The following is a 26769-nucleotide window of genomic DNA, read 5'->3' as shown; positions in this document are numbered from 1 at the left end:
CGCGATCGTGCTCGCCGAGCGGGCCGAGGACTACCGGATCGAGTACAACGAGCTCCGGCCCCACGAGGCCATCTCATGGAACCGGCCCAAGGAGGTGCACCTGGGCCTGGCCGACCCCACCACCCCGACATTCAAAACCAAGGAAATCCTGCCAACTACTTGACGCGGGACAGGACCATCCCGACCCCGAACGCCAAGGCATAACCGGAGAGTATCCACTGCAGGTCAGAGGATGTGGCTCCGAGCCCGGCTTCAATGGCCGGCAGCGCCACCATCACCGATGAGATGCTCAGCAAGGAGGCGAACATCGGCAGCAGCAGTGCCACCATGACCCGGCGATTAGGGGCGGCGAGGGTCTGCTGCTGGGTCACTTGCCACACTCTACTCTCCGTATAGTTGCTTTACGCACACAACTGCGGCGCCGCCGGAAAGAGTCCGACGACGCCGCAGCGCAGTACCCGGGGCACCTCACCTCACAGAGGCACTCACCGTAGGTTCAGCCGTGTTGAGGTGTACCCCCGGCAGATTCGCTCAGCTCTTCGGCGGGGCGGAGAACTGCTGGATGTACTTGGCCACCCGGCCGTTGAAGGCCAGGATGAGCCAGAACACGGTGACTGAAGCCCACACCAGCGTGATGAGGCTGCCGATGATGAGGGTCGCGGAGGCGAAAGCGGTACCGACTCCGAGCAGCAGCTCACCCAGAGTGAAGACCAGCCCCAGCAGAGCCAGCACGATCCCCAGGATGCGGGCCCAGTTCTTCTTGTTCTTCAGACCGAAGTAGACCACCAGGTAGAGGATCAGCGCAGCAACCGCCAGGAAGGCGTACCATCCGATGCCGAAGAGCGCGAACAGCTCCATCAGTTGGTCGATTTCCTCAGCGGTACCGACTTCCGCCATGTCCTCACGCAGGATGTCCTGCATCTCTCCGGTGAAGATCGGCACCATGCCGAGGATCTGCACCGCGAGATAGAAACCCATGGACAGCAGCGTCCACAGCAACAGCTGTCGATACTGCGGGGGTTGGCTGATGTCCTCGGAGTAGGCGCCAGGCTGATAAGCCTCCGTGCCGTATTTGCTGCCGGTGCTGCGCGGTTCCTCAGGGGGCGTGGTGGTCATCTCATTCTCCTTTGTGGCGTGCTGTGAGCTTATCGCTGGGACGCGGGCGTGTGACCCACGCCCCAGCGGTGGGTTACTCGTAGCGCAGGGCTTCGATGGGATCCTTCTTGGCCGCTCGCATGGCGGGCAGGGTTCCGGCGAGGAAGGCGATCACGATAATCAGCGCCAGGATCCCACCCAGGGCCAGCGGGTTGAGGCCGAAGAGGCTCAGTTCGGCGAATCCACCCAGGGGTCCTTCATCGGCGGTCAGCCAGGCGTCGAGACCGAAGCCGACCCCCAGTCCGGCGACCACCCCGATGACTGAGCCCATGATCCCGATGACGACCGCCTCCATGGAGAACAGACCGAACACCTTGCCCGAGGACATGCCCAGAGCTTTCATCAGTCCGATCTCTCGGGTCCGTTCCTGCACGCTCATCAGCAGGGTGTTGACGATGCCGAAGCTGGCTGCCAGCAGGGCGATGAGGGCGAACCCGGAAAGGATCCAGGTCACTGCGTCAATGACCGTCTGGAACATGGAGATCTGATCCTCCATGGTCAGCCCGAGCATGCCTTCATCGCTGAGTGCTGCTTTGATGTCCTCTTCGTTCTCCTCAAGGTTCTCCACCTGCGCGGTGGCCATGATGTAGGCGTCCTGCTGGGCGCCTTCATATCCGTCCTGGTTGATCTGGTGGACTTCCTCCATCAGGGAGAAAGACGGCACCGGCTGGAAGCCGACTCCGGAGAGGCTGCCGTGGGAGACCCCGGAGATCTCGGCGTCGATGGTCTGTTGCTGGCCTACCGCATTACTGGCGCCGATGGTGATGGTCTCGCCGATCACATCCTCGGGATTCTCGGTGTCAAAGATGACCAGCCAGTCCTCCGGGATGGTCAACTCCAGTTCCCCGGAGGCGGGCCGTTCCCCAGCGGCGAGGTCCAGCAGCACATCATTGGCGGCGATGTCCAGGCTCATGGCGTACTGGTCGCCGTCGGGGGTCTCCAGGTAGTCGGTGTCAGTCATCAGGGTGCCCTCCACCGAGGTAATGCCCTCAAGATCCCGGATGGTGTCCAGGTCATCCTCAGTGAGAACCCCGATAGTGCCGATTCCGGCCAGGGGGTCATCAGCGGCTTCCGGGTCGTACTCCGGGGGGCCACCATCGTCTTGCTGCTGGTCGTCGGTAGCGCCCACGGACTGGATGTAGAGGGCGTCGTCTTCACCGAAGCCGCCCATGATCCGGTCCACGGTCTGGTTGATCCCCGCCCCGAGTCCGGAGGTCAGGGTCAGGGTGAAGGCACCGATGACGATGGCAATCACCGTCAGAGCGGTACGCATTTTGGAGCGCAGGGTGTTGCCGAAGGCTGTGCGGATCACATCGAAGCTGTTCATCGGGTTCCCTCCGCTGTCTGTGCGCCGTTCTCCTCGCGCACGATCTCGCCGTCTTGCATGATGAGGCGGCGCTGGCATTTAGCCGCCAGGTCTTCGTCGTGGGTGACGATGACCAGGGTGATTCCGTGCTCACGGTGCAGACCGAAGAGGATCTCCTCAACGGTCTCCGAGGTGGCGGAGTCCAGGTTGCCGGTGGGCTCGTCGGCGAAGATCACACTGGGGTTGTTGATGAGCGCCCGCGCAATACACACCCGCTGCTTCTGGCCACCAGAGAGGTTAGTGGCCTTGTTCTTGGCCTTATCCGCCATCTCCAGCTGTTCCAGGGCTTTCATGCCGCGGCGGTTGCGCTCGGCCTTACCCACTCCGGCGATCTTCAACGGCAGGGTCACGTTCTCCAGCACGGTCTGGTTGGCGTTGAGGAAGAACTGCTGGAAGACGAAGCCGAAGGTCTCGTTGCGCAGCTTGGAGATCTTCGTGGGCTTCATCTGGGTGACCGGCTTCTCCTCCAGGGCCACCACCCCGTGGGTGGGCTGGTCCAGCAGCGCCAGCAGGTGCATCAGGGTGGATTTGCCGGAGCCGGATTTACCGACGATGGCCACGGTCTCGCCGCGATTGATCTGAATGGTGAGGCCTTTGAGCGCTTCGAAGCGTGCTGCTCCGCGCCCGTAGACCTTCACCAGGTTCTCCGTCTCCAGGACTGGAGTGGACATGGCGGTCCTTTCCGAAAGTGAGTTGAGCTGTGTGTCGAGGATCAGTCTTCCGGATGAGCCGGCCGGGCACATCACCCTTCAGGGGGAAACCGCAGGATGCACCCTGGGGAGTACACACTCGATACAACGCACGACGACGCCCCCTCACTTCAGGGGGTCAACGACCCCTACCATCCTCAGAGGCCGGGTGTAGGCTACCGGTCATGTCCATCTCCTCTGCCCCTACCACCAGTGCGCCCTCTGACGCTTCCGCCGCAGCAGCTATCGAGGCGGTGGACCTGACCAAAAAGTACGGGGATTTCACCGCCGTTGACGGCATCACATTCTCCGTAGCGCAGGGAGAGGCCTTCGGCCTGCTGGGCCCCAACGGGGCGGGGAAATCCACCACCATGCGGATGATCGCCGCCGTGGCGGCCCGCACCTCCGGGCAGATGCGGGTGGCCGGACTGGACCCGGAGGCTCAGGGTCCCCAAGTGCGCGCCCGGTTAGGAGTCATCCCGCAGCAGGACAATCTGGATGAGGAACTCACCGTCCGGGAGAACATCATCATGTACGGCCGGTACTTCGGGCTGCCCCGGAAGTACCTCACGGCCAAGGCCGATGAGCTCTTGGAGTTCGCCCAGCTGACCAATAAGGCCCGTGCCCGGGTGGAGGACCTCTCCGGGGGTATGAAGCGCCGGTTAACGATCGCCCGTGCCCTGGTCAACGAGCCAGAAATTCTGCTGCTCGATGAGCCCACCACGGGACTGGACCCTCAGGCCCGGCACATCCTCTGGGACCGGCTCTTCCGGCTCCGGGAATCGGGAACCACCTTGGTGTTGACCACCCACCACATGGAAGAGGCCGAGCAACTGTGTGAGCGGCTCATCGTCGTCGACCACGGTCAGATCATGGCCGAAGGCTCCCCGCAGGGGCTCATCCGGGAACACTCCACCCGGGAGGTGCTCGAGCTGCGCTTCGGCATGGACCGCAACCCGCAGATCGCCACCGGACTGGAGCAGATGCTCCGCGAGGCCGAGACCGCCATGGGGTTCTCCCACGTGGAGGTGCTCCCGGACCGGCTGCTGGTCTACGCCGACGACGCCGAAGCTGCCCTCGAGCAGATCCACGCCTCCGGGCAGAAACCGATGACCTCCCTGATCCGCCGTTCCTCGCTGGAAGATGTCTTCCTGCGCCTGACCGGACGGACCCTCATTGACTAACAAAGCCGCCGTGACCGACCCCACCCAGACCCACCACGCCGAGACCACCGCCGGCCCCTCCCCTGCCGCGGACAAGGACCTGCTGGCCGCCCGGGCCGGAGCCCGCGGGGTCCTCTTCCAGGCCGAACGCACCCTGCGCTCGATGCGCGCCTATGGCGGGGTGATCCTGGCCTCCTCGATCTTCCAACCCATCATGTACATCCTGGCCATGGGACTGGGGCTCGGGGTGCTCGTCGGCCAGGAGACCGACTTCTCCGCCTACGGGGCTGACAGCTATCTGGTGTACATCGCCCCGGCCATCCTGGCTTCCACCGTGGCGATGTCCGCTGGGATCGAGTTCACTTTCCCGGTGATGGAGGGCTTCAAGTGGCGCAAGCTCTACTACGGGGCCCAGGCCACTGCTCTGACACCGGGCCAGATCGCTGCCGGCCACATCCTGGCGGTGTGCTGCCGGTTCCTGGTCCATTCCCTGGTGTTTATCGGTGTGCTCTTTGCCTTCGGGGTGGCGACCTCCCCGCTGGCGCTGCTGCAAGTGTTCACCGCTGCCGCAGGCGGTCTGGCCATCGGCCTGCCCATCATGGCCTATGTGGCCAGTCTGCGGGATGAACGCGGGCATGCCGCGCTGATTCAGCGCTTCGTTGTGATGCCGATGTTCTTGTTCTCCGGGACCTTCTACCCCTTGGAGAACCTGCCCGGGCCGCTGCAGATCATCGGCTGGGTCTCCCCCATTTACCACGGCAACGAGCTGGGGCGGGTGCTGGCCTTCGGTCAACCCACTGCCGGGTGGCTGGTGGCGGTGCATGTGCTATACCTGCTGTGCATCATCACCGTGGCCTGGTTCGCCGTGCGTCGAGTGTTCATCCGCCGGCTGGGCTACGAAGAGTGGCGTGGCCGGATCCCCGGAAAACGCGCCGACGCCCGGCGCGAAGCCCGCCTGGCCGCCAAAGACGCCGCCCGGCAAGCCGCACGTACCGCGGATAAACCCACACCCGCTCCGCAGCCACGCACCGGATTCGCCGCCAATATGTACTCCGGGAATATCCGAGCCGTTTTCCAACGCGGCTTGGCGGCTATCCGCAATAACCGGGGGATCCTCTTCGTTTCCGGGTTCTTAGAACCGGTACTGTTTTTGACCAGTTTCGGGCTGGGTATCTCCCCGATGATCTCCGGGGTGGAAGCCGCCGACGGCGGGACGGTCAGTTACGCGGCCTTCATCGCCCCGGCTCTGCTGGCGGTGGCGATGATGAACGGGGCCATCTTCGACTCGATGTGGAACGTGTTCTTCAAGCTGAAGATCACCAAACTGTACAAATCGATGATGGCCACCTCCTTGGGTCCTTTGGATATCTCCATCGGAGAGATCGGTCTGGCCCTGTTCCGCGGGACGATGTACGCCTTCGGGTTCCTGGCTGTGGTCCTCATCGCCGGATTGGCCGACCCGCTCAACGCGGTGTTGATGTGGGTGGCAGCCATGTTCATCTCCTTGGGCTTCGCCTCGGTGGGCATGGCGGTGACCACGTTCATGTCCCGTTTCCAGCAGATGGACTGGACCATGATGGTCCTGATGCCGATGTTCCTGTTCTCGGCCACGTTGTTCCCCATCGACGTCTACCCTGCCGGAGTGCAGGCGCTCATCCAGGCGTTGCCGCTATGGCACGGGGTGGAGCTGATGCGCGATATCGCCTTCTGGGACTTCAGCGCCCTGACGCTGGTACACATCGGCTACTACACGGTGATGATTGCCGTGGGGCTCTCCCTGGCGACCTACCGGATGAAGAAGCTCTTCCTGCGCTAAAGAGGAGCCGACGACGACGCCAGCACCCCTCACTCAGGGAGTGTCGGCGTCGTCGTCCTCATCGTCTTCGGCCTGCTGCTGGGCCTGTTCACTCTCGGTGCCGATGATGAGCGCATCCTGGGCCAGTTGGAAGATCTCGGCACGTTCCTCACCGAGTTCACTGTCCTCGTGGTGGGCGAGAATCACCACAGTGCGGGTGGCGCCCTCAGCGTCTACTGCTTGCCAGGCACCGGTGACCACACCGGGTAGTCCCCCACCCTTGAACACCAGGCTCTCCCACCAGGGTTCCTCCACCGGGCTGACGAGTCCGGGGTTGGCACCCATGTAGGTGTGCAGCTCCGGCTGGTCTTCGGCGCGGTCCTCGAGTTCATCAAGCAATACGGCGATATCGGTGGCCGAGGCGAACCAGTCGATGCTGAGGTCGACGTCCTCACCGCTGACGTCCCGGTAATCCAGTTCTAAGGGCTCGTCCTCGAGTTCGGCGAGCACCTCGCGGCGCTCATCGACCTCCAGATCCTCCCAGTCCTCCCCGAGTTCCGGGTGACCCCAGCGCAGCTGGAACAGCTCCCGGGTGGTGAGGTAGGGCTGGATGAGTTCGGGGTTGTGGTGCCCGGCCTCTGCGACGGCGTCTTCCACCGCCTCCCGGCCCAGGTAGTCGATGAGCATATCGGTCCCGGTGTTATCGCTGACCTCAATCATCCGCTGAGCCACATCGGCGATGATCGTGGTGTAACCCTCCGGTTGGTCCTGCAGTGTGCCGGAGGGGAGGCTGCGCAGCTCCTCGGTGAGCTCCATCGGGTCGGTCCAGTCGGCCTCACCGGCCTCGACAGCATCGGCCAAGGCGAGCATGACATACAGTTTGGAGACCGAAGCCAAGGGCGCGGGCTCATCCGGGTTGATCTGCAGCAAGTGTTCGCCATCTTCGACGACGAGGGCGCTGACATCCCCAGGGAGGTCTTCAAGGCGCTGGTGGATCTCCTCAAACCCTTCGGCCGGTTCGGCAGCGGCCTGAGGATCAGCGAAGAACAGTGTCTGGATGAGCTGGTCTTCCTCATCGATGCGGAGGTGCAGCTCCAGCTGGGTGGTTTCTGACTCGATGACCGTGACAGCCTCGTAGTCCTCACCCTGATAGTCGACGGCTCGCCAGGGCCCGGCGGGACGAATATTGAGGTTCAACGTCTGGGCGAGGTCTTCGGCGGAGACCTCCGCGGTGACGTCCTCGTGGAGACGATCTTCCCAATCCTCGGCGGTGGTCTCGGCTGAGGCGTTGAGCGTCTCCACCACCTCCTGTGTCGCCTCACCGGCGGGGGTCTGGGGGAAGTCGACGCTGTGTTCAGGTGCGCTGGCGTCGTCGTCCGCGCTGGGTGGCACTTCTTCTCCACCATCGAGCAGTGTGGGACCGGCACTGGGAGAGGTGGACTCGGCCTCAAAGGAACATCCGGCCAGCAGCAGGGACAGCACTGCGGCATATCCGACCAGGCGGCCACCCCGGGCTGTATCCCGGGTGGGCACAGCACGACCAAGCACATCAGAAGGGGATGTCATAGCCCCGATTCTGCCGTATGGACCCTGCACGGGCCTACTCGACCGGCCTCTGTACTGCCGACGTTCCGGCTTTACTTCCATCCCAGCGGGGTGGCGACGTGCGTGATGATGCTCTCCAGCAGGTGAGCGTTGTAGTCCACACCGAGCTGATTGGGCACGGTGACCAGGATGGTGTCGGCCTCCTGGATGGCGGTGTCGGCGGCGAGTTCCTCGACGAGCTGATCGGGTTCACCGGTGTAGGAACGGCCGAAGACCGCACGGGTCTTCTCATCGATCATGCCGAACTTGTCCTCACTGTCCCGCTGGCCCAGAAAGTACGCGCGGTCCTGGTCAGAGACGATGGGGATGATCGACCGGCTCACCGAGACTCGTGGCTGGAAGCCGTGGTCGTGGTTGGCCCACTCGTGCCGGAATGCTTGGATCTGCTTGGCCTGCTGGATGTGCAGTGGCTCCCCGGATTCGTCATCCTTCAGGGTGGAGCTCATCAGGTTCATTCCGAGTTTCGCCGCCCACCGGGCGGTGGCGTTGGAACCGGCACCCCACCAGATGCGCTGCCGTAGACCCTCCGAGTGCGGTTCAACCCGCAGCAACCCAGGCGGGTTGGGAAACATCGGGCGCGGGTTCGGCTCAGCGAAGCCTTGGCCTTCGAGGACCTTCAGGGCGATCTGAGTGTGACGCCGGGCCATATCCGCATCAGTCTCACCCTCCGCCGGGTGGAAGCCGAAGTATTTATAGCCTTCGATGACCTGCTCTGGGGAGCCCCGGGAGATCCCCAGCTGCAGGCGCCCTTCGGCGATGAGATCAGCGGCTCCGGCGTCCTCGGCAAAGCGCATCGGCGGTTCGTAGCGCATGTCGATAACCCCGGTACCGATCTCGATCCGCTCGGTGCGGGCACCGATGGCCGCCAGTAAGGGATACGGTGAGGCAAGCTGACGGGCGAAGTGGTGAACTCGGAAGTAAGCGCCGTCGGCCCCTATCTCCTCCGCCGCGACAGCTAAGTCAATGCTCTGCAGCAGCGCGTCCTGACCACTCTGAGTCCGCGAATGCGGCGACGGCGTCCAGTGCCCAAAACTCAAAAACCCAATCTTCTTGCTCATGGTCAGGGCAACCTCCTGCCGCGGGGAGGTATTCCACCGGGCAACAGCAGCTACGTGCCGTTTAAGATGCGAGTATGCGGATGGGCATGACGAACCAGCCGGTAGTGATGTGGCAGCGCATCGGTGCTGCCCTGGCCGCCACCGTCGCATTGACCCTGGTGGGCGTGATCGAGCTGCTGATCTCTGATGCGACCATCGACTCCGGGTTGTTCATGCATACGATTTTGCTGAACCTGCTCACCGGTCTACAGTGCGGAATCCTGGCAGCCCTGTTGCGAACCGTCACTGCCCGGCTGTGGCTCATCGCGGCGGGTGTGGCCACACTGGTGATGGCACAACGAATTGCCTCCGCGGTCTCCGTTCAGCTGCAGATCGGTGGGGATCTCGCCTGGCTGAGCGCCGATCTGGGAGTCTCTGTCATCTACGCTGCAGTCTTCGCAGGGGCGGTCCTGCTACCGGATGTCCTGCCTGCGGCTCGGCGGTTCCGAGGGGTCGCGGTCAGCAGCCAGTTCCGCTGTGGCGCTTCAGCCGGTCACCGGATGGCGGTGCGGATCCCCGGCTATTTCGCAGGCGCGCTCTGGGTGGTGGCCCTGCCGGTGGGTGCCGTCCTCATCGCCGCCTCTGGGGATGACTCACCCGGAGCCTCCCTGGGTGTGGCGATTTCGCTGGCCGTGGGGGTCGTCGCTGTACTCATCGGCAGTATCGCTGTGGTACCGGCACTGATTGTCAGCGGTATGCTCCGCCGGGAACCCGAGCCCTGGGCCCGCGCACCGGTCGCCCTGTGGTCAGCGGTGATCTATTTCTCCATGGCGGAGGTGTCCACCGAATTGCTCTTAACCGCGATCTACTCCGGGGCGCCTCCGGAGCAGCTGAGCACACTGATGACCGCCGCCGTGGTCGCCGGGGCCTTCAGTATTGGGCTCATCAGCGCCTGGATCGACCGCCCAGGCCATGAGGACCTGGGCTGAGAAACTGCCCCGGACTGCACACCACGCCCGCCTGAGAACAGATCCACTGAAGAATCCGACGAGCCCGAAGAGCGTCAACCAGCCTGAACGACTCAACCGCTGTCGAAACCCCGTGGAGGCCTCGAGTCAGCAGAGGGTCTCAGGCAGCACGCTGTTCGGCGGTGCGGACCACGTTCTGCAGCAGCTCCACCCGGGTCATGGGACCCACTCCCCCGGGGTTCGGGGAGTACCAGGAGGCAACGTCCTCGACGCCGGGGGCGACGTCGCCATAAATCGTCGCCTTGCCGGTGTCAGGATCCACTTCGCGGGTGACCCCGACATCCAGCACGATGACCCCGGGCTTGAGCACCTGCGGATCCACCATGTGTTTCACCCCAGCAGCGGCGACGACGACGTCGGCAGCGGCCAGGTGTTGGTGAACATCCCGGGTGCCGGTGTGGCACAGCGTCACCGTGGCGTTGATCGCCCGACGCGTCAGCAGCAGTCCGATAGGTCGGCCGATAGTGACACCCCGCCCCAGCACCACGACGTGTTTTCCCTGCAGGTCGAGCCCGTAATGGGCCAGCAGGTCCACACACCCCACGGGGGTGCAGGGTAGCGGGGTGGTGACCTCATCGTTGACGTTGGCGACCAGCCGCCCCAGGTTCATCGGGTGGAGCCCGTCGGCATCTTTCTCTGGGGAGATCGCCTCCAGAATCCGGTTGGTGTCCAAATGCTTGGGCAACGGAAGCTGCACGATATAACCGGTGCAGGCGTCGTCGTTGTTGAGTCTGTCGAGTTCGGCCAACAGGTCAGCTTCGGTGATGCTGGCAGGCAGTTCCACCTGAATCGAGGTGATGCCGACCTGCTCGCAGTCGCGATGTTTGCCGCGTACATAGGACTGACTGGCCGGATCAGCACCCACCAGCACCGTGCCGAGTCCGGGGGTGATGCCCTTGGCCTTCAGCGCGGCGACGCGTTCAGCGAGGTCGGCCTTGATGGCTTTCGCAGTGGCCCGTCCGTCGAGGATCTGTGCGGTCACGGGGTTACCACTCCTCGAGGCCCTCGTAGAGGGGGAAGTCTGCGGCCAGGGCAGCGACGCGGGCGCTCAAAGCCTCACGGTCTGCCCCCTGACCGGCGATGAGCGCCTCGGCGATGATGTCGGCCACCTCCCGGAACTGCTCGGGTCCGAAGCCGCGTGAAGCCAAGGCCGGGGTGCCGATCCGCAGCCCGGAGGTCACCATGGGCGGGCGTGGGTCATTGGGCACCGCGTTGCGGTTCACGGTGATGCCAATCTCGTGGAGAAGATCTTCGGCCTGCTTACCATCGAGTTCTGAGTCCCGCAGGTCCACCAGCACCAGGTGGACGTCCGTTCCGCCGGTGAGCACTGAGACTCCCGCGGAGGCGACATCGGAACCGGTGAGCCGTTCGGCCAGCAACTGGGCGCCTTCGACCGTGCGGCGCTGCCGTTCGGCGAATTCCTCACTGGCGGCGATCTTGAATGCCACTGCTTTGGCGGCGATGGCGTGCATCAGCGGCCCACCCTGCTGCCCGGGGAAGACAGCCGAGTTGATCTTCTTCTTGTGTTCCTCGGTGGTGAGGATCATCCCGGAGCGCGGGCCGGCGAGGGTCTTGTGCACGGTGGTGGTCACCACATCGGCGTAGGGCACCGGGTTGGGGTGCAGTCCAGCGGCGACGAGACCAGCGAAGTGGGCCATATCCACCCACAGGACGGCTCCCACCTCATCGGCGATCTCACGGAAGGCGGGGAAGTCCAGCTGCCGGGGGTAGGCCGACCAGCCGGCGACGATCATGTCCGGCTTCTCTGCCAACGCCTGCTGTCGGACCGCCTCCATGTCGATGATGCCGGTCTGTGGGTCGACCTCGTAGGCGGCCACTTCGTGGAACTTCCCGGAGTAGTTCAGCTTCATGCCATGGGTGAGGTGGCCGCCGTGGGCCAGGGATAGCCCCATGAGCTTGTCGCCGGGCTTGAGGAAAGCGGTCAGGACGGCGACGTTCGCTTGGGCTCCGGCGTGGGGCTGCACATTGGCGTGATCGGCCCCAAAGAGCGCTTTAGCCCGCTCGATGGCGAGGTTCTCTGCCACGTCAACGAACTCGCAGCCGCCGTAGTACCGCCGCCCGGGGTAGCCTTCGGCGTACTTATTGGTCAGCACAGAGCCCTGAGCTTCGAGCACAGCCCGCGGGACGAAGTTCTCGGAGGCGATCATCTCCAGGGTGCCGCGCTGGCGGCCCAACTCATCGCTGATCGCCTGGGCGATCTCCGGGTCGACCTCAGCTAGGGACTGGGTGTTGATATCAGGGACTGTGCTCATAGTCGCGGTTCTCCTCAGCAGGCGGTGGTGACGCTCCGGGCAGAGTCTACCGGGGAGCTTGACCCTCCACGGGCGGGGCTGGCTGCTCCGACGTGACAGACCTCAAACCAGGCTTTATTGTGAGCTATTCAGATCTGCTGGCAGAATAGTGGGGATGACTGTGAACGATTGGCCAACTCAGCTGCGGGAACGCGGGCTCCGCGTGACCCGTCAGCGCCTTGCTGTGCTGGAGGCCGTGGCAGCCAACCCCCATCAGCCGGCTGAAGCCGTTCACGCCGCCGTGGCGGAGCAACTGCGCGACATCACCATCCAGTCGGTATACACAGTGCTCCACGATTTGACCTCGCATGACCTGTTGCGGCGGTTCGACCCGCCGGGCCGGGCGGCCTGCTACGAAACCCGCACTGCGGATAACCATCACCACGCGGTATGCACCGTATGCGGGAAGATCGAGGATGTTGACTGTGTCCACGGAGAGGCTCCGTGCCTGGAGGCTCCGGCCGAGCTGGGGATGAGCATCGACGTCGCCGACGTCGTCTTCCGTGGGGTCTGCGCCGACTGCCAGCAGGCCCAGGCGCAGGAGCACCCCCGCCGCGCCGCAGCGTAACCCCACCCCACACCGCGCACCCTCGCACGTCCCCGCTACCCCTGACTCACCCCCGCTGTCGCCTCTGTTTTTCAACTCACCCCACGGCAGCGTAGACACAAGCGAGGCCCCCTCCCGTAGGAGGGGGCCTCGCTCTCTGTGAGGGGACTCAGGCGACGATCACACGTCGTCGTCGTCATCCTCAACGTCGTCGGCAGCGTCGTCCTCAGCGCCGTCGTCGATGGCGTCGTCTTCAGCGCCGTCGTCGACGCCGTTCTCCACGCCGTCGTCGACACCGTCGTCAGCGCCACCGTTGTCGTCGCAAGCGGTTGCGCCGAACAGAGCGATGGAGCCAATGCCCACGACGCCGGCCAGAGTGCGAAGCTTGTTCTCGGTAGTAGCCATTCTGGTTACCTCCGTGTTGGACTGCATCTGTCTTGTGATGCTGGGCGGGATTTCCGCCTCTCACCCGGATCCGTTTCCGTGGCCTGAGCCACCCTCCAGGTGATCTGACTCCATCATGACCACAGATCCCGGAGTGAGAAAAGCTCAAATGGGGGGTTTGGGGACAACTCAGGGTGAACTCCTAGCAGACATCCAGGTTGCGTTCCTCAGCACCAACGCACCTTAAGGCGGTGTTCAGGTAGAACGCCGTGTGAAGCCCTCACCCCACCAGGCGACACGACCCAGCAGGCTGGTCGCGGCGGGAATGAGCGTGGCACGCACAAGGAAGGCATCCAGCAGCACACCCAGGGCCAGGCCGAAACCGATGGGCCGGATCATCGTCAGATCCGCGAAGACGAACCCGGCGAAGACCGAGACCATAATGATCCCGCAGGCGGCGACCACCGGCCCGCCCAGCCGCAGCCCCTCCAGTACCGCCAGACGGTTGTCTGCCCCACGGCGGTGGGCCTCATAGACCCCAGACATGATGAACAGTTGGTAGTCCACAGCCAGTCCGAACAGCAGACCGGACATCAAGATCGGCAGGAAGGCCAGGATCGGGGCCGGCTCACTGACACCGAAGATCTCATTGAGCCATCCCCACTGGTAGATGGCGGTTACTGCCCCCAGGGAAGCCGCCAGCGAAAGCACGTACCCGGCGGCAGCCAGCACCGGAGCGACCAGGGAGCGGAAGACCACCGCGAGAATGACCAGGCAGAGGACGACGACGATTCCCACATATAACGGGATCGCCTCGAGGATCCGCTCGGAGATCTCGATATTGGCCACCGTGGTGCCGGTGAACCCGATCTCTTCGGCCCCATAATCGGTCGCCAGTGTCTCGGCTTCTTCGATCAGCGAGGTCACCAGAGTGTTGGTTTCCTCCTCGTTGGGGCCGGTCTCCGGGACCGCCTGCAGCACCTGGACAGTGCCCTCATCATTCTCCGCGGTCGGTGCTGCGTAGCTGATGCCCTCCCGGTCGGTGAGGTCGGTCGCGAGGTCATAGACGATGTCTTCTTGTTCTTCTTCGGTGAGGTCGCCGGGCAGTTGCACTGCGGCAATGAGCGGGCCGTTCTCTCCGGGACCGAACTGCTCTCGGATGGTGTCATAGGCCTGGTAGGCGGTGGAGTCTTCGGGTTCGGAGGCGCCATCGGGAAGTCCCAGTCGCAGATCCGCCGCCGGCAGTGCGAGGGTCCCCAGGATGAGCAGCGGTCCGAGGATCGCCAGCCAACGGTGCCGGGTGACGAACCGTCCCCATCCGGTGTCGAGGACTCTGCGCCGGTGCTCGGGCTCCAGACGGGCTAGCTCCGCCTCGGAGAGCCGGTTGGACTCAGGGGTTGGTGGTGGGGAACCCAGGGCGTCGTCTCGAGCCTCTTCGCGCAGGTGCTGGGGGATGAGCCGGTGGCCCAGCAGGCTGAACAACGCCGGAGCCAAGGTCAGCACCGCAGCGACAACGATGAGGATGGTAGCCGAGGCCGCCAATCCCATCACGGTGAGGAAGGGAATCCCGGTGACCGCCAGGGCTCCGAGGGCGATGACATTGGTCACCCCGGCGAAGAAGATGGCCGGGCCGGCGTGGGCACAGGCGGTGGCTGCGGCCTGGTGCACGCTGTACCCCTGGGCGAGGAGGCGGCGGTGCCGCCAGAGCAGCAACAGGGTGTAGTCGATCCCCAGACTCAGGCCCAGCATGAGCGCGAGGATCGGGTCGGTGTCGGTCATCTCCACCCAGCGGCTGACCGCATAGATGCCGGCGACCCCGACGCCGACGCCGATCAGTGCCAGCATCACGGGCAGTCCCGCGGCCACCACGGTACCTAAGGTGATGAACAGGACCAGGGCAGCGACCCCGACACCGATGATCTCGCTGGGCCCCAAGATGGCGGTCACATCCTGGACCAGTTCCAGTCCGTAGTCAGCGTCCACCCCGGCGGGTAGCTGGTCTTCGACCGCGGTGACCACCGCGTCCTGCTCTTCCGGGGTGAGGTTATAGGCCTCGTCAACGAACCGCACCGACAGCAGGGCCACGGTGCCGTCCTCAGAGACGGTCTGTAGCTGCTCGGTGACCTCGAGGTGGTCCTCGGCTCGCCGAAGCGTCTCACGCTCCTCGGCGATCTCTTCGCGGCCTTCGGTGATCTCCTCGTACCCGGCGTCGATCTCTGCCTGCTGGGCTTCGAGTTCCGCCTGCTCGGCGCTGACATCTAGGCCAGCCTCCGCGGCGGTGTCTAGTTCCTGCTGAGCTTGGCTGAGTTCTTCTTCGGCAGCGGCGAGTTCGGCCTCGCTGTCATCGAGTTCCCCTTCGGCGGCGTCGAGTTCGTCCCGCCCTTCGGTGATCTCGTCGGCGGCTTCGTCGAGGTCCTCTTGTACGGCGAAGGGGTCTTCGGCTGCGGCAACGTGATCCAGGGCCTCCAGGTGCTCTGAGAGGTCGGCGATTGCCTGTTGCTGGTCTGTGGTGAAACCGTCGGTACTGCTGAGCACCACCGGGACAGTGCCGCCGGAGAACTCTTCGATCTCCTCGCCGAGGTCATCGAGGACACGCTCGTATTCGGCGTCGGGAATCGTGTAGGAGGCGGTCGTGCCCTCAGTGAAGACTGCCGCGGCGGCTGCGGCCACAGCTGCCAGCAGTAACCACAGGGCCACCACGCTCTTGGCGAACCGGGCACACACCCGGCCCAGGCCGGAGAGCCAGTGAGACATAACCCCAGGTTATCCGGCTGTGCTCAACAACCCGACTCAGAGCAGGGATTCGGCGATCTGCTCAAATTCGGCCTCGTCGATGATCTCCTCATCGTCGGGACGCTCCGGCTCGTCTGTCTCATCCCAGTCGGTGAACGTCACCTCGACGGTTTCGTCCCCCTGGGCTCCGGAGAGGCTGTGCAGCAGCGGCTCGGATTCATCGGCGTGCACGACGATCTCGGCACTGATGTCCTCATCCTCCTGCCCGTAGACCCAGACGTTCTCCCCGTCCCGGGTGTCGAGCTCCCCAGCGGGGGCGTCCTCACCCAGGTCGTCACCGAAGCTCTGCCGCAGGTACTCGATGAACTCGGCGGGGCTCTGCACGTGGTCGGCGTAGTCGGTGGTGACCTCGACCCATTCCCCTTCGGCGGCCAGGGCACTGCGCAGCTGGTCGGGGTCGATCTCTAGTTCAGCACCCTCCGGTGCGGAGGACTCGTAGGTCTCGACGAAGTCCTCCACGCTTTGGTAGATGGCGTCGTCGAAGACCAGAAAGTCTCCAGTGGGCAGCCCGTAGAGGAACCCGTCGCCCTCGACGTCGCCGGCAATCGTGATCTCCGTGGTCTCGGTGGGATCAATGTCTGGGTCGATCTGATCAGCGCCCATAGCGGCTGCGGAAATCTCACTGGTGATGGTCACCGAGTCCCCGTCGAGACTGGACTCCCAGATGTCCTCTTCAATCTCAGCCAGTTCGGGGGCGTCCTGGGTGTCGTCGTCGGGATCGGCACCATTGCCCTCACCGTCGTCCTCGCCGGCGATCTCCTCGGGGGCATCGCCTTGGTCTTCGGCACCGTCGGGGTCCTGACCCTCGACACCTTCGTCCTCGGGGTGGCCGTCGGGATCCTCCCCAGTGTCCCCGCAGGCGGTCAGCGCCAGCAGCGCGACGCCGAGAAGGCCGGTGGTCTTGTACAGCGTCTCCATGGTGTTTCCTCCCTGGTCTTAGGCTTCAGCGCCGTTGGCGTCCTCCTGGCCACCTTCGACGTCCTCTGTCGGCCAGCCCTGCTCAGCAGCGATGGCCTCAAAAATCTCATCCAGTGTGATGACATCCTCCGGCTCCTCGGGCGGAGCGGAGTCGTTCCATTCGGTGAAGCTGTAGTGGGAGTCTTCATCAGTGATCTCCACCAGGTATGGGGCCTGCTCATCCGCGGCGAGGACGATCTCAATGTCCATCTCCTCCGCGCCGTAGACCCACACCTCTTCACCATCCCGGGTCTCGGTCTCGGCGGTGAGCTCGGCATAGTCCTCCTCGGCGAGCTCCTGCTGCCACGTGGTGAGGAACTCCTCCGCGGAGAAGACACTTCCATCGCCGCCGTCGGTGAACTGCACCCACTGGTCGGCCACCAGGTCCTCGATGAACTCTTCGGAGACCTCCTCGGCGAGTTCATCGTCCAGCTCGGAGATCAGCAGCGCGGCGAAATCCTCACCGGCGAAGTACTCCTCACCGTCGACCGCTCGTTGGGCAAAGCTGGACCCCCCGGCGGAGAAACTCATTTCTGAGTCCGAACCGTCTAAAGCCCCGGAGATCTCCAGTTGCCCGGTCTCTTCCGAGTCGATCCCGTCGAAGAGTTCGTCAAGATCGGCTTCACCGGCTTCGACCTCACCGGTGATCGTCACCGACTCAGCGCCCAGCATCGCATCAAAGGCATCCTGACGGATGTCCCCGAAGACTGGAACGCCTGAGGTCTGGGGTGCGGCGTCGTCGAGGTCGGAGGCGTCAAAAGGATTGGGGCCGCAGCCGGCAAGCAGCACAGCACCTGTGGCGGTGAGTGTCACGGCGGGGAAGATCCGTTGCACTGGGAAGCCTCCTTCGAGTGCGGACATTGGATGAGAATACGTCCAGACTCTGAACGTCTGCTTGACTTCGACCGGATGACCGGTGAGGACAGCGTACTGGGCTGCGGGCCCGGCAGCGGGTCAGACCAGCCGCGGGTCGTCTTCGGTTTTCAGCCGCAACCAGCGGTAACCGTATCCCTCGAGGGGAATCTCGGCGCCGCCGTCGTCGTCGAGTCGGCACCATTGTTCGCTCATCAGATCCACCAACTCCGTCCCGGGGCGGTGATCCTCCAGCCGGAAGGGCACGACCACCGGGTGGGGCGCCAGGTTGTGCAACAGCACCATCGTGCGGTCCTCCCACCTGACTCGGTGGGCCAACACCTCAGAGTAGGGGGTCTCCAGCAGCTGGTAGGAACCCCACCCCAGTTCCGGGGATTCCCGGTACCGCTTGGCCAGACGCGTGATGTGGTGCAACAGAGAATCCTGGTCCCGCCGCGCATCGGCGGCATTGATGTGTTCGGGACCGAACGGGCCCTCCACGACAGCTCGGGCCACCGCGGAGGGTTTAGCCGAGGAGAATCCGCCGTTCTTCTCCGAGTCCCACTGCATGGGGGTCCGGACTGCCTCCCGGCCGGGGACATCGAGGTTCTCCCCCATGCCGATTTCTTCCCCGTAGTAGAGCACCGGGGTGCCGGGCAACGCGAAGAGCAGGCTGTAGGCCATTTTCAGCCGACGCGGATCCCCGTCGACCATGGGTGGCAGTCGCCGGCGCAACCCCCGACCCCCGAACTGGTGTTCCGGTTGTGGCCCGAAGGCGGCGAAGATCTCCTCGCGTTCCTCCTCACTGAGCAGGTCTAAGGTCAGCTCGTCGTGGTTGCGTAAAAAGTTTGCGTATTGGGCTTCAGTGGCGATGTCCTGAGGCCTGGAGCGCAGTGCTTCCCTGATCGGTTCGGCGTCTTGCCGCGCGAAGGCCAAAAAGACCTTCTGGTTGGTGAAGAAGTCGAACTGCATGGTCAGCTGGTCGCCGTCTTCCCCACCGAAGAAGGCCCGCTGCTGCTGATGAGGCATATTGACCTCACCCAGCATGATCGCTGAGCCGGTCCCCGAGGACCGGCGGGCCAAGAAAGCTCGCAGGCTGCGCAGGTAGTCGTGCGGTTCGGCGAACTCGTGCTCGTCGCGCCCGGCCAACGTGGTCTGGTTGATGGCGAAGGGCACCGCATCGACCCGGAAACCGTCCACACCCAGCTGCAGCCAGAAGCCCATGGTCTTGGCGATCTGCTCACGCACCAGCGGATTGGCGGTGTTGAGGTCCGGCTGGGTGTGTAAAAAGTGATGCAGGTACCACTCACCGGTGCGTTCGTCGTAGGTCCAAATCCCATCCTCTTGGTCGGGGAACATCGTCTCATCGGAGGTGTCCGGCGGGGTGTCGGAACGCCAGACGTAGAAGTCCCGGAACGGGTTGGACTTCGAAGCCCGGGACCGGCGGAACCAGGGGTGCTGGTCGCTGGTGTGATTGATGATGAGATCGACGATGACCCGGATGCCCCGGTCGTGGGCTAACCGGATGAGTTCCACGAAGTCCCCGTGGTCACCGTAGCGGGGGTCGACGCCGTACATATCAGAGATGTCGTAGCCGTTGTCCCGCCGTGGTGAGGGGTAGAAAGGCATCAACCAGATACAGGTGACACCAATCTCGTGCAGGTAGTCGATGCGCTGGGTAAGCCCGTGCAGGTCTCCGATACCGTCGCCGTTGGAATCGAGATACACCTCCGGGTCCAGGCAGTAGACGACGGCGTTCTTGTACCAGAGGTCTGCAGTGTCGGTAATACGCACGGTGACTGACCCTTTCTTCTTATGCCAGGGCGGGAAGGACGTGTTCGCCGAAGGCGTCGATAAACGGGGCCTGTTCCTGCCCCACGTGGTGGAGGTAGAGCGCGTCGAAGTGCTCGGCTTCAGCACCCAACCACTCGGTGTGGGCATCCAATGACGACGACGTCCACGCCCCTTCGAGCACCGACTCCAGCGGCACGTGCTCACCGGCGGTGTCGAAATGCTGCGGAGTGGGCAGGTCCTGATCCAGCGGCGGGCCGAAGGTGTGGGTCTTCCACTGGTGGTAGGCGATCTCCTCGGCCTGCTGCTGGCTCGGTGCCCAACTGAGGTGGATCTGCAGCATCACCGGACCTTCCCCGCCGGCTTCCCGGTAAGCCTGCAGGGTCTCCCGGTGGGCAGCTGCAGGCTGGTTGACGGTGATCATTCCCTGCGCCCATCGGGCGGCCCTGCGGGCTGAATCGGCGGTGATACAGGCCGCATACAGCGGCACCGGCTCATCGGGCCGGTCGAAGAGATAGGCATCTTCAACAGTGGTGTAGCCGCTGTGCCGGCTGATCCACTCCCCGGCGTGAAGACGAGCGATGAGATCGGCACACTCCTCAAGCCGGCGTCGTCGATCCTCTTCTGCTGGCCATTTGTCCCCGGTGACGTGCTCGTTCATGTTTTGCCCGGCACCCAGCGCCACCCAGTAGCGGTCTTTGAACATCTGACCCAGAGTCGCGGTGGCCTGGGCGACCAGGGCGGGGTGGTAGCGCTGCCCTGGGGCACAGACCGACCCCATCGGAAACGACGTCGAGGCCAGAGCGGCACCTAACCAGGAGAACGTGAAACCTGAGTGTCCCTGGCGAACCGACCAGGGGAAGAAGTGATCCGAGCTCATGGCCGCGGCGAACCCGGCCGCCTCGGCGTGCTGGACATCGGCCAGCAGCTGCTTCGGCGAGATCTGCTCCTGAGAACAGTGGAACCCAACTAATGTCATCTGCATCACCCATGAATCGTCGTCGCACCTTGTCAGACAAGCCTACGACGACGATTCTGGACAGATACTCAAAAGTCCCCTCCGCACCGGCTCCGTGACCTGCCGGGTGTCCACCTGATGATGCGATCACCGGATGCACCGAGCCCGCGGTGATGAGAAACAGCCCCAGAGCCGGTTCAGGCGGGTTCGGCTTCCCACTCCCCGGTGTTGAGGTAGGCGACCTTCTTCGCTATTGAGACCCCGTGGTCACCGAAGCGTTCGAAGAACCGGCTGGTGAGCGTGGCATCGGCGGTCGCCGCCGGGGAGGCGTTCCAGTCCGTGGCGGCAATGGCGGTAAAGACTCCGGCGTGGAGTTCGTTGATCTGCTCGTTGAGCGCGTAGATCTCGGTGATGAGTTCCGGGTCGCGGGTCACCAGCAGTTCGACGAGTTTGCGTGCGATGGCGATGTCATTGGCCGCCATCTTCCGGTACGCCGGTTTCAGGGTCTCGACGGCGACATGGTCGGGGTAACGCAGCCGCACCAGCTGGGCGATATGCCGGGCTAAGTCCCCCATCCGCTCCAGAGAGGCGGACATCCGCAGGGCACCGACCACCAGGCGCAGGTCAGAAGCCACCGGGCCCTGCAGAGAAAGCAGCTCAATGGCCTTTTCATCGAGGTCGGTCTGCAGAGCGTCAATCCGCCCGTCAGCGGCGATGACCTCCTCGGCCAGTTGCACATCGGCGGTTTCGAAGGCGGTGTAGGCCTTCTCCATCGCCTCGTGGACCAGAACTGCCATCTCACTGAGCTTGTCACCCAGATTGTGCAGGTCCTCCTGGAAGAGCTTGCGCATCGGCTGCATGTCCTTTCCCCTTCACACAGTGCGGTCTCTTGGCGCACAGTGCCTCATCACAGTGCGACGCGCTGATACAGCTTCCATGCAGCAGCGCAGTTCAGCTCCCCACTGTGACCTCGGCAGGTGAACAGCACACGGCCCAGCGGGCAAACCACAGGTGAACAACCGGTGAACGATTGACCCAGGGTGGACATTTCGGCAACGGCACGGTGAACAGCGGCCTAAGCTAGGTGGTCGTGGACGTACTGCTCATCGCCGCTGCCTCTCTGGCCGTGGGGCTTGGTCTCGGAGTCGCCGGGATGCACGCCTTCCGGGTCAGCGAGCGGCAGCGTGCTGAGCACGTCGACGTCGACGAACCCGCCATGCCCCAAGGGGCCACGGAGGTGCTCGCCTCCTTAGGGCTGGCCTACATCGTGGTGGACACCGTCGACGGCGTGGTCCGCGCCAACCCGGCCGCTTACGCCTTCGGGCTGGTCCGCGGACACACTGTGGTCCACGATGAAGTCCTCAGTCTGACCTCCCGGGTCCGTGGCGACGGTGTCATCATCGACCAGCAGATGGAACTTCCCCGGGGGTTACAAGGCGAGACCCACATTGTGGTGAACCTCCGCGTGGCCCCATTGGGTGACGAGTACATCCTGGTGCTGGCCGATGACCGCACCGAAGTCTCCCGGACTGAAGCGGTGCGCAATGACTTTGTGGCCAATGTCTCCCACGAGCTGAAAACACCGGTGGGGGCGATCAGCCTGCTGGCCGAGACCATTGAGGACGCTGCCGAGGACCCGGAGGCCGTGGCGCGGTTCTCCCAACGGCTGCACAAAGAATCCACCCGCTTGGCCGCCCTCGTCCAGGACATCATCGAGCTCTCCCGGGTGCAGGGGAAGAACGTGGTCCACACCGGCCGTCCGGTGGACCTCAACCAGGTGATCTCCGAGGCGGTGGACCGTTCCCGGATGCCCGCGGAGGCCAAGCACATCGAGGTTAAGGTCGGTGGCCGGCTTCCGCGCCGGGTCCACGGTGATGCCGAACAGCTCACCATGGCCTTCCGCAACCTCATTGATAACGCCCTGCGCTACTCCCCCGAGGACACCCGGGTCGGCATCGGGTTGGCCAGCCGGGACGGGGTGGCCCAGGTGACGATCACCGACCAGGGCATCGGCATCGCCCCGGAGAATCAGGAGCGCATCTTTGAACGCTTCTACCGGGTGGACTCCGCCCGTTCCCGTTCCACCGGCGGCACCGGGTTGGGGTTGAGTATCGTCAAGCACGTCATCGGCAACCACGGCGGCGAGGTGGCCCTGTGGTCCCAGCCCGGACGGGGTTCGACTTTCACGGTCCGGCTGCCGGAAATCGACGAAGGCCTCGATTCTCTCACCGGACTCGGCGACGTCGACGACGACCTCGCCGACCAGCTCAACAACACCGACGACCTTACTCAGTCCGCATCCGCCCACAACGTTCAATCCGCGCACACTGCTCGCACCCGTGCCGGTGAAGGAGGACATCCGTGACCAGGATTCTCATCGTCGAGGACGAGGACTCGTTCTCGGAGGCGCTGTCGTACACCCTGCAGAAAGAGGGCTACGACGTCGTCACCGCCGCCGATGGTTACGAGGCCGTCGACGTCTTCGACAAAGAGGGCGCCGACCTGGTGCTGCTCGACCTCATGCTGCCGGGCCAGCCCGGCACCGAGGTGTGCCGGCAGATCCGGCTGCGCTCCAAGGTCCCGGTCATCATGCTCACCGCAAAGGATTCGGAGATCGACAAAGTGGTGGGCCTGGAACTGGGTGCCGATGACTACGTCACCAAACCGTATTCCTCCCGGGAACTACTGGCACGGGTGCGTGCGGTGTTGCGCCGGCACGTCGAACCGGAGTTCGACGACTCCTCCACCATCGTCGCCGGGCCAGTGCGCATGGACATCGAACGCCATATCGTCGAAGTCGCCGGGCGGATGGTCAACCTCCCCCTGAAAGAGTTCGAACTGCTGGAGATCCTCATCCGCAACGCCGGCCGGGTGTTGACCCGTGGGCAGATCATCGACCGGGTCTGGGGCTCGGACTACGTGGGCGATACCAAGACCCTGGACGTGCACGTCAAACGGCTGCGCTCGAAGATCGAAGCCGATCCCACCAAACCGAAACTGCTGGTCACTGTCCGCGGCTTGGGCTACAAGTTCGACGGCTAGGCAGTACTGCCCAGCGGCGCCCTCGATCGGCCCCCCTCTGGGGGCAAGCCTGACGCGACCATCACACCTCAAGCTCCCGACGCTGGCTGTGAGGTCTGGTTGCTAGGCTTGACGAGGTTGATTTTCAGGACGACGACGGGAGCGCGCCGATGAGCACAGACACCACCACCCAGCCCATCAAGCGGGCGCTCATCAGCGTCTATGACAAGACCGGACTGGCGGATCTGGCCCGGGGACTGCATGCCGCCGGCGTCGAGCTGGTCTCCACCGGTTCCACCGCCGCGCGGATCGCCGAAGCCGGTGTACCGGTGACCCCGGTGGAGGAGATCACCGGGTTTCCGGAGTGCCTCGACGGGCGGGTCAAAACCCTGCATCCGCGGATCCACGCGGGCATCCTGGCTGACCGTCGACGTGAAGATCACCGCAAGCAGCTCTCCGAGCTAGAGGTCGAACCCTTCGACCTTGTGGTGGTGAACCTCTACCCCTTCGCCGAGACGGTCGCAGCCGGCGGGACCGAAGAAGAGATCGTGGAGAAGATCGACATCGGCGGACCCTCCATGGTGCGCGCCGCAGCGAAGAACCACCACAGTGTGGCCGTCGTCGTTGACCCGCTGCGTTACTCAGAGACCGTCTCGGCGGCAAAGTCGGGTGGATTCACCCTGGCCGCACGTCAACGCCTAGCGGCCCTGGCGTTCGCTCACACAGCGGCCTATGACACGGCGGTGGCGCGCTGGACCTCCGCCGAATTCGACGCCGACCTCGACTCCGCCTCTCTGCCGGCTCGACCGCCGGCCAAGGACGCCACCACGATCCACTTCCCGCCCTATGCTGGGCTGGCCCTGGAGCGGGTCACCACCCTGCGGTACGGGGAGAACTCCCACCAGCCGGCCGCGCTCTACGCCGAATCCGGCGGATCCGAGGGGATTGCCCAGGCTCAGGTCCTCCACGGCAAGGAGATGAGCTTCAACAACTACGTCGACGCCGATGCTGCCACGCGCACCGCCTACGACTTCGAGGAACCGGCGGTGGCGATCATCAAGCACGCCAACCCGTGTGGAGTCGCAGTGGCCGACGACGTCGCCACCGCTCACGCCGCTGCCCACGCCTGCGATCCGCTCTCGGCCTTCGGTGGGGTGATCGCCGCCAACCGAGAAGTCACCGCCGAGATGGCCCAGACGGTCTCGGAGATCTTCACAGAGGTCGTCGTTGCACCGTCCTTCGCTCCCGAGGCCTTACAGATCCTCACCCAGAAGAAGAACATCCGGCTGCTTCAGCTGGCCGCGGGCCATCGCCGCGACACCGCCGAGTACAAGCAGATCTCCGGGGGCATGCTGCTGCAGGCCTCGGACGTGTTTCAAGCCGAAGGTGATGCTCCTGGGAAGTGGAAGCTGGCGGCCGGACCTGCCGCCGATGAGGGAACTCTGGCGGATCTGGCCTTCGCCTGGCGGGCAGTGCGCTCGGTGAAGTCCAATGCGATCCTGCTGGCGAAGAACCGGGCAGCTGTCGGGGTAGGGATGGGACAGGTCAACCGACTGGACTCCTGCCGGCTGGCGGTTCAGCGGGCGAACACGCTCGGTGGAGAAGGTGTGGAGCGAGCACGAGGGGCCGTGGCGGCGTCGGACGCTTTCTTCCCCTTCGCTGATGGGCTGGGCATCCTCATTGCCGCCGGAGTGCGGGCAGTGGTCCAACCCGGTGGCTCCAAACGCGATGATGAGGTCGTCGCCGCCGCTGAAGAGGCCGGGCTGACGATGTACTTCACCGGCGCGCGGCACTTCTTCCACTGAGGTTTTCAGTACACTCAAACCATGCGTCGATCTCGCACATCGCATAGTACCTAGCCCCGCGGCACTGGCCCTCACCGGTCGCTGTGCCGCAGGGCATGCTGTGACCACCAGAGTGAAGGCCTCGACCAAGGGGGTGGCGTCCTATGACCGAACAGCTTGACGAGCTGGCCGACCTGATCCGCGACGAGCGGCTGCGCGAGCTGCGGGAGCACCTCGACACCCTCTCAACCGGGGATATCGTCGACTTCCTTGAACGCCTCGGAGTCAAAGACCGGGCGGTCACGTTTCGGCTGCTGCCGAAAGACACCGCCGTCGAAGTCTTCGACATGTTGGACCAGGCACTGCAGCACGAAATCATTGAGGGCCTGAAAGACTCCGAGACCGCGCACTTCTTTGAAGCCCTGGACCCTGATGACCGAGTCCGGCTCATGGATGAGATGCCAGCCTCGGTGGCCCGGAAGATGCTGCGGCACCTGGATCCCAAGGAACGCTCGCTGACCAATATTGTGCTCGGCTACAGCCAGGGCACCATCGGCCGGCATATGAGCCCGGAGTTCGTCGCCGTGCGGGAACACTGGAACGTGGATGAGGCGATGGCCAAGGTCCGCGCTGCCGAGGATGACGCTGAGACCCTCTACACCTTGCCGGTGGTGGACCACCAACGCCTGCTCAAGGGGGTCATCTCCTTACGCGACCTGGTGCGCTCCCCGGGTTCGACCCTGGTCGCGGAGCTGATGACCGATGCCGATAGCGTCGACGCCGATCACGACGCCGAGGACGCCGCCCGCCGCTGTGCGGATCGCAAGCACCTGGCGATGCCGGTGACCGACTCGGAGCATCGGGTGGTGGGCATCTTCACCGTCGACGACGCTTTGGACATCCTGGAACGCGCCGAAAGCGAGGACGCCGCCCGCCACGGTGGTGCCGAGCCGCTGCACCGGCCGTATCTCTCCACCCCGGTTCTGACGATCATGCGTTCGCGTATCGTGTGGCTGCTGGTGCTGGCAGTGGGGGCGACCCTCACCGTGCAGGTGCTCGATACCTTCGAAGAGACCCTCGAATCGGTCATTGTGCTCAGCCTGTTTGTTCCGTTGCTCATCGGCACCGGAGGCAATACCGGTAACCAGGCGGCGACCACCGTCACTCGTGCCCTGGCCTTGGGGGATGTCGGCCCCCGGGACGTGTTCAAAGTGCTCTGGCGTGAGGTGCGGGTGGGGGTCACTCTCGGCTCGGTCCTCGGTGTGCTGGGCTTCACCCTGGTGGCGCTGTGGGGGCCCGGGGATATCTCCCGCTGGCAGATCGGTGCGGTGATCGGCTTAACCTTGCTGGCGATCTGCACTTTGGCTGCCAGTGCCGGGGGGCTTATGCCGCTGTTGGGCAAGGCTCTAGGGGCTGACCCGGCGGTCTTCGCCAATCCGTTCATCGCCACCTTCGTCGATGCCACCGGACTCATCATCTACTTCCTCATCGCCCGGGCCATTCTGGGCATCTGAACCGGCTGATCTGTCACC

The 26769-nt window shown here is 64.3% G+C and carries 23 protein-coding genes; 8 read left to right on the top strand and 15 right to left on the bottom strand.

Translation table 11 applies throughout. The features are described 5' to 3' along the window. Positions 1-155 precede the first annotated feature (155 nt). From H578_RS0101710 to H578_RS0101695, 4 genes are all read right to left on the bottom strand, one after another. A complete protein-coding gene (locus H578_RS0101710; RefSeq protein WP_156837164.1) occupies positions 156-371 on the bottom strand; it encodes a hypothetical protein in 216 nt (71 codons plus the stop codon). Positions 372-531: 160 nt separating this feature from the next. Next, complete coding sequence (locus H578_RS0101705; RefSeq protein WP_022871983.1) at positions 532-1116, bottom strand: hypothetical protein; 585 nt, start codon at positions 1114-1116, stop codon at positions 532-534. Positions 1117-1189: 73 nt separating this feature from the next. After that, positions 1190-2482 carry an ABC transporter permease gene (locus H578_RS0101700; protein ID WP_022871982.1) on the bottom strand — a complete coding sequence of 431 codons (1293 nt, stop codon included), beginning with the start codon at positions 2480-2482 and terminating at the stop codon, positions 1190-1192. Further along, on the bottom strand, positions 2479-3192 hold the full coding sequence (locus H578_RS0101695) for an ABC transporter ATP-binding protein (RefSeq protein ID WP_022871981.1): 714 nt from the start codon (positions 3190-3192) through the stop codon (positions 2479-2481). Before H578_RS0101695 ends, H578_RS0101700 begins: the two co-directional genes overlap by 4 nt. 203 nt (positions 3193-3395) lie before the next feature. On the opposite strand from H578_RS0101695, the gene H578_RS0101690 reads away from it, so the two are divergent. Together H578_RS0101690 and H578_RS15820 are read left to right on the top strand one after the other, a co-directional pair. Further along, complete coding sequence (locus tag H578_RS0101690; protein ID WP_022871980.1) at positions 3396-4394, top strand: ABC transporter ATP-binding protein; 999 nt, start codon at positions 3396-3398, stop codon at positions 4392-4394. 10 nt (positions 4395-4404) lie between these two features. Next, positions 4405-6189, top strand: coding sequence for an ABC transporter permease (locus H578_RS15820; protein ID WP_156837163.1), 1785 nt, complete (start codon positions 4405-4407; stop codon positions 6187-6189). A 33-nt stretch (positions 6190-6222) separates the two neighbouring features. Here H578_RS15820 and H578_RS15350 read toward each other — a convergent pair whose 3' ends face one another. Next, a complete protein-coding gene (locus H578_RS15350; protein ID WP_169558486.1) occupies positions 6223-7734 on the bottom strand; it encodes a serine hydrolase in 1512 nt (503 codons plus the stop codon). A 71-nt stretch (positions 7735-7805) separates the two neighbouring features. Further along, positions 7806-8831, bottom strand: coding sequence for an LLM class flavin-dependent oxidoreductase (locus H578_RS0101675; protein WP_022871977.1), 1026 nt, complete (start codon positions 8829-8831; stop codon positions 7806-7808). An 86-nt stretch (positions 8832-8917) separates the two neighbouring features. Here H578_RS0101675 and H578_RS0101670 point away from each other — a divergent pair, with 86 nt between their 5' ends. Continuing rightward, on the top strand, positions 8918-9799 hold the full coding sequence (locus H578_RS0101670; RefSeq protein WP_156837162.1) for a hypothetical protein: 882 nt from the start codon (positions 8918-8920) through the stop codon (positions 9797-9799). A gap of 139 nt (positions 9800-9938) precedes the next feature. Here H578_RS0101670 and H578_RS0101665 read toward each other — a convergent pair whose 3' ends face one another. Beyond that, on the bottom strand, positions 9939-10820 hold the full coding sequence (locus tag H578_RS0101665) for a bifunctional methylenetetrahydrofolate dehydrogenase/methenyltetrahydrofolate cyclohydrolase (protein WP_022871975.1): 882 nt from the start codon (positions 10818-10820) through the stop codon (positions 9939-9941). A 4-nt stretch (positions 10821-10824) separates the two neighbouring features. Then, entirely contained in the window at positions 10825-12111 is a 1287-nt protein-coding gene (gene glyA / locus H578_RS0101660; protein WP_022871974.1) for a serine hydroxymethyltransferase, read from the bottom strand. A gap of 154 nt (positions 12112-12265) precedes the next feature. Here glyA and H578_RS12505 point away from each other — a divergent pair, with 154 nt between their 5' ends. Then, complete coding sequence (locus H578_RS12505; protein ID WP_022871973.1) at positions 12266-12718, top strand: Fur family transcriptional regulator; 453 nt, start codon at positions 12266-12268, stop codon at positions 12716-12718. 159 nt (positions 12719-12877) lie between these two features. Here the strand turns inward: H578_RS12505 and H578_RS0101650 are convergent, their stop codons facing one another. The 7 genes from H578_RS0101650 to phoU form a co-directional block, all read right to left on the bottom strand. Beyond that, positions 12878-13102, bottom strand: coding sequence for a hypothetical protein (locus H578_RS0101650; RefSeq protein ID WP_022871972.1), 225 nt, complete (start codon positions 13100-13102; stop codon positions 12878-12880). Positions 13103-13336: 234 nt separating this feature from the next. After that, a complete protein-coding gene (locus H578_RS12500; protein WP_022871971.1) occupies positions 13337-15835 on the bottom strand; it encodes an MMPL family transporter in 2499 nt (832 codons plus the stop codon). Positions 15836-15871: 36 nt separating this feature from the next. Next, on the bottom strand, positions 15872-16792 hold the full coding sequence (locus H578_RS0101640) for a putative sodium/potassium/calcium exchanger (RefSeq protein ID WP_022871970.1): 921 nt from the start codon (positions 16790-16792) through the stop codon (positions 15872-15874). 18 nt (positions 16793-16810) lie between these two features. Beyond that, positions 16811-17692: a hypothetical protein gene (locus H578_RS0101635; protein ID WP_156837161.1), complete on the bottom strand. Its 882-nt coding sequence runs from the start codon at positions 17690-17692 to the stop codon at positions 16811-16813. 93 nt (positions 17693-17785) lie between these two features. Beyond that, positions 17786-19477 carry an alpha-amylase family protein gene (locus tag H578_RS0101630; RefSeq protein ID WP_022871968.1) on the bottom strand — a complete coding sequence of 564 codons (1692 nt, stop codon included), beginning with the start codon at positions 19475-19477 and terminating at the stop codon, positions 17786-17788. 19 nt (positions 19478-19496) lie between these two features. Further along, positions 19497-20453: a TIGR03557 family F420-dependent LLM class oxidoreductase gene (locus H578_RS0101625; protein ID WP_028463834.1), complete on the bottom strand. Its 957-nt coding sequence runs from the start codon at positions 20451-20453 to the stop codon at positions 19497-19499. Positions 20454-20629: 176 nt separating this feature from the next. Next, entirely contained in the window at positions 20630-21283 is a 654-nt protein-coding gene (gene phoU, locus H578_RS0101620) for a phosphate signaling complex protein PhoU (protein WP_022871966.1), read from the bottom strand. Positions 21284-21531: 248 nt separating this feature from the next. Between phoU and H578_RS12495 the strand changes: the two genes are divergently transcribed. From H578_RS12495 to mgtE, 4 genes are all read left to right on the top strand, one after another. Beyond that, positions 21532-22797, top strand: coding sequence for a sensor histidine kinase (locus H578_RS12495; protein ID WP_084709801.1), 1266 nt, complete (start codon positions 21532-21534; stop codon positions 22795-22797). After that, on the top strand, positions 22794-23474 hold the full coding sequence (locus H578_RS0101610; RefSeq protein ID WP_022871965.1) for a response regulator transcription factor: 681 nt from the start codon (positions 22794-22796) through the stop codon (positions 23472-23474). Before H578_RS12495 ends, H578_RS0101610 begins: the two co-directional genes overlap by 4 nt. A gap of 149 nt (positions 23475-23623) precedes the next feature. Next, a complete protein-coding gene (purH, locus tag H578_RS0101605; RefSeq protein ID WP_022871964.1) occupies positions 23624-25258 on the top strand; it encodes a bifunctional phosphoribosylaminoimidazolecarboxamide formyltransferase/IMP cyclohydrolase in 1635 nt (544 codons plus the stop codon). A gap of 143 nt (positions 25259-25401) precedes the next feature. Then, complete coding sequence (mgtE, locus tag H578_RS0101600) at positions 25402-26751, top strand: magnesium transporter (protein ID WP_022871963.1); 1350 nt, start codon at positions 25402-25404, stop codon at positions 26749-26751. Positions 26752-26769: the final 18 nt, after the last annotated feature.

Origin of the sequence: Nesterenkonia alba DSM 19423, from assembly GCF_000421745.1 — a bacterium.
Taxonomy (GTDB): domain Bacteria; phylum Actinomycetota; class Actinomycetes; order Actinomycetales; family Micrococcaceae; genus Nesterenkonia; species Nesterenkonia alba.
The sequence above is the reverse complement of the archived record's forward strand: the minus strand, read 5'-3'. Positions and strand labels throughout refer to the sequence as shown.

Excerpts from the sequence above, each read along its gene's own strand:
- purH (WP_022871964.1), top strand. The coding sequence starts at position 23,624 with ATGAGCACAGACACCACCACCCAGCCCATCAAGCGGGCGCTCATCAGC.
- H578_RS0101690 (WP_022871980.1), top strand. The coding sequence starts at position 3,396 with ATGTCCATCTCCTCTGCCCCTACCACCAGTGCGCCCTCTGACGCTTCC.
- phoU (WP_022871966.1), bottom strand. The coding sequence starts at position 21,283 with ATGCGCAAGCTCTTCCAGGAGGACCTGCACAATCTGGGTGACAAGCTC.
- H578_RS0101700 (WP_022871982.1), bottom strand. The coding sequence starts at position 2,482 with ATGAACAGCTTCGATGTGATCCGCACAGCCTTCGGCAACACCCTGCGC.
- H578_RS0101635 (WP_156837161.1), bottom strand. The coding sequence starts at position 17,692 with ATGTCCGCACTCGAAGGAGGCTTCCCAGTGCAACGGATCTTCCCCGCC.
- H578_RS0101670 (WP_156837162.1), top strand. The coding sequence starts at position 8,918 with ATGACGAACCAGCCGGTAGTGATGTGGCAGCGCATCGGTGCTGCCCTG.
- H578_RS0101695 (WP_022871981.1), bottom strand. The coding sequence starts at position 3,192 with ATGTCCACTCCAGTCCTGGAGACGGAGAACCTGGTGAAGGTCTACGGG.
- H578_RS0101650 (WP_022871972.1), bottom strand. The coding sequence starts at position 13,102 with ATGGCTACTACCGAGAACAAGCTTCGCACTCTGGCCGGCGTCGTGGGC.
- glyA (WP_022871974.1), bottom strand. The coding sequence starts at position 12,111 with ATGAGCACAGTCCCTGATATCAACACCCAGTCCCTAGCTGAGGTCGAC.
- H578_RS0101625 (WP_028463834.1), bottom strand. The coding sequence starts at position 20,453 with ATGACATTAGTTGGGTTCCACTGTTCTCAGGAGCAGATCTCGCCGAAG.
- H578_RS15350 (WP_169558486.1), bottom strand. The coding sequence starts at position 7,734 with ATGACATCCCCTTCTGATGTGCTTGGTCGTGCTGTGCCCACCCGGGAT.
- H578_RS12500 (WP_022871971.1), bottom strand. The coding sequence starts at position 15,835 with ATGTCTCACTGGCTCTCCGGCCTGGGCCGGGTGTGTGCCCGGTTCGCC.
- H578_RS0101705 (WP_022871983.1), bottom strand. The coding sequence starts at position 1,116 with ATGACCACCACGCCCCCTGAGGAACCGCGCAGCACCGGCAGCAAATAC.
- H578_RS12505 (WP_022871973.1), top strand. The coding sequence starts at position 12,266 with ATGACTGTGAACGATTGGCCAACTCAGCTGCGGGAACGCGGGCTCCGC.
- mgtE (WP_022871963.1), top strand. The coding sequence starts at position 25,402 with ATGACCGAACAGCTTGACGAGCTGGCCGACCTGATCCGCGACGAGCGG.
- H578_RS0101640 (WP_022871970.1), bottom strand. The coding sequence starts at position 16,792 with ATGGAGACGCTGTACAAGACCACCGGCCTTCTCGGCGTCGCGCTGCTG.
- H578_RS0101675 (WP_022871977.1), bottom strand. The coding sequence starts at position 8,831 with ATGAGCAAGAAGATTGGGTTTTTGAGTTTTGGGCACTGGACGCCGTCG.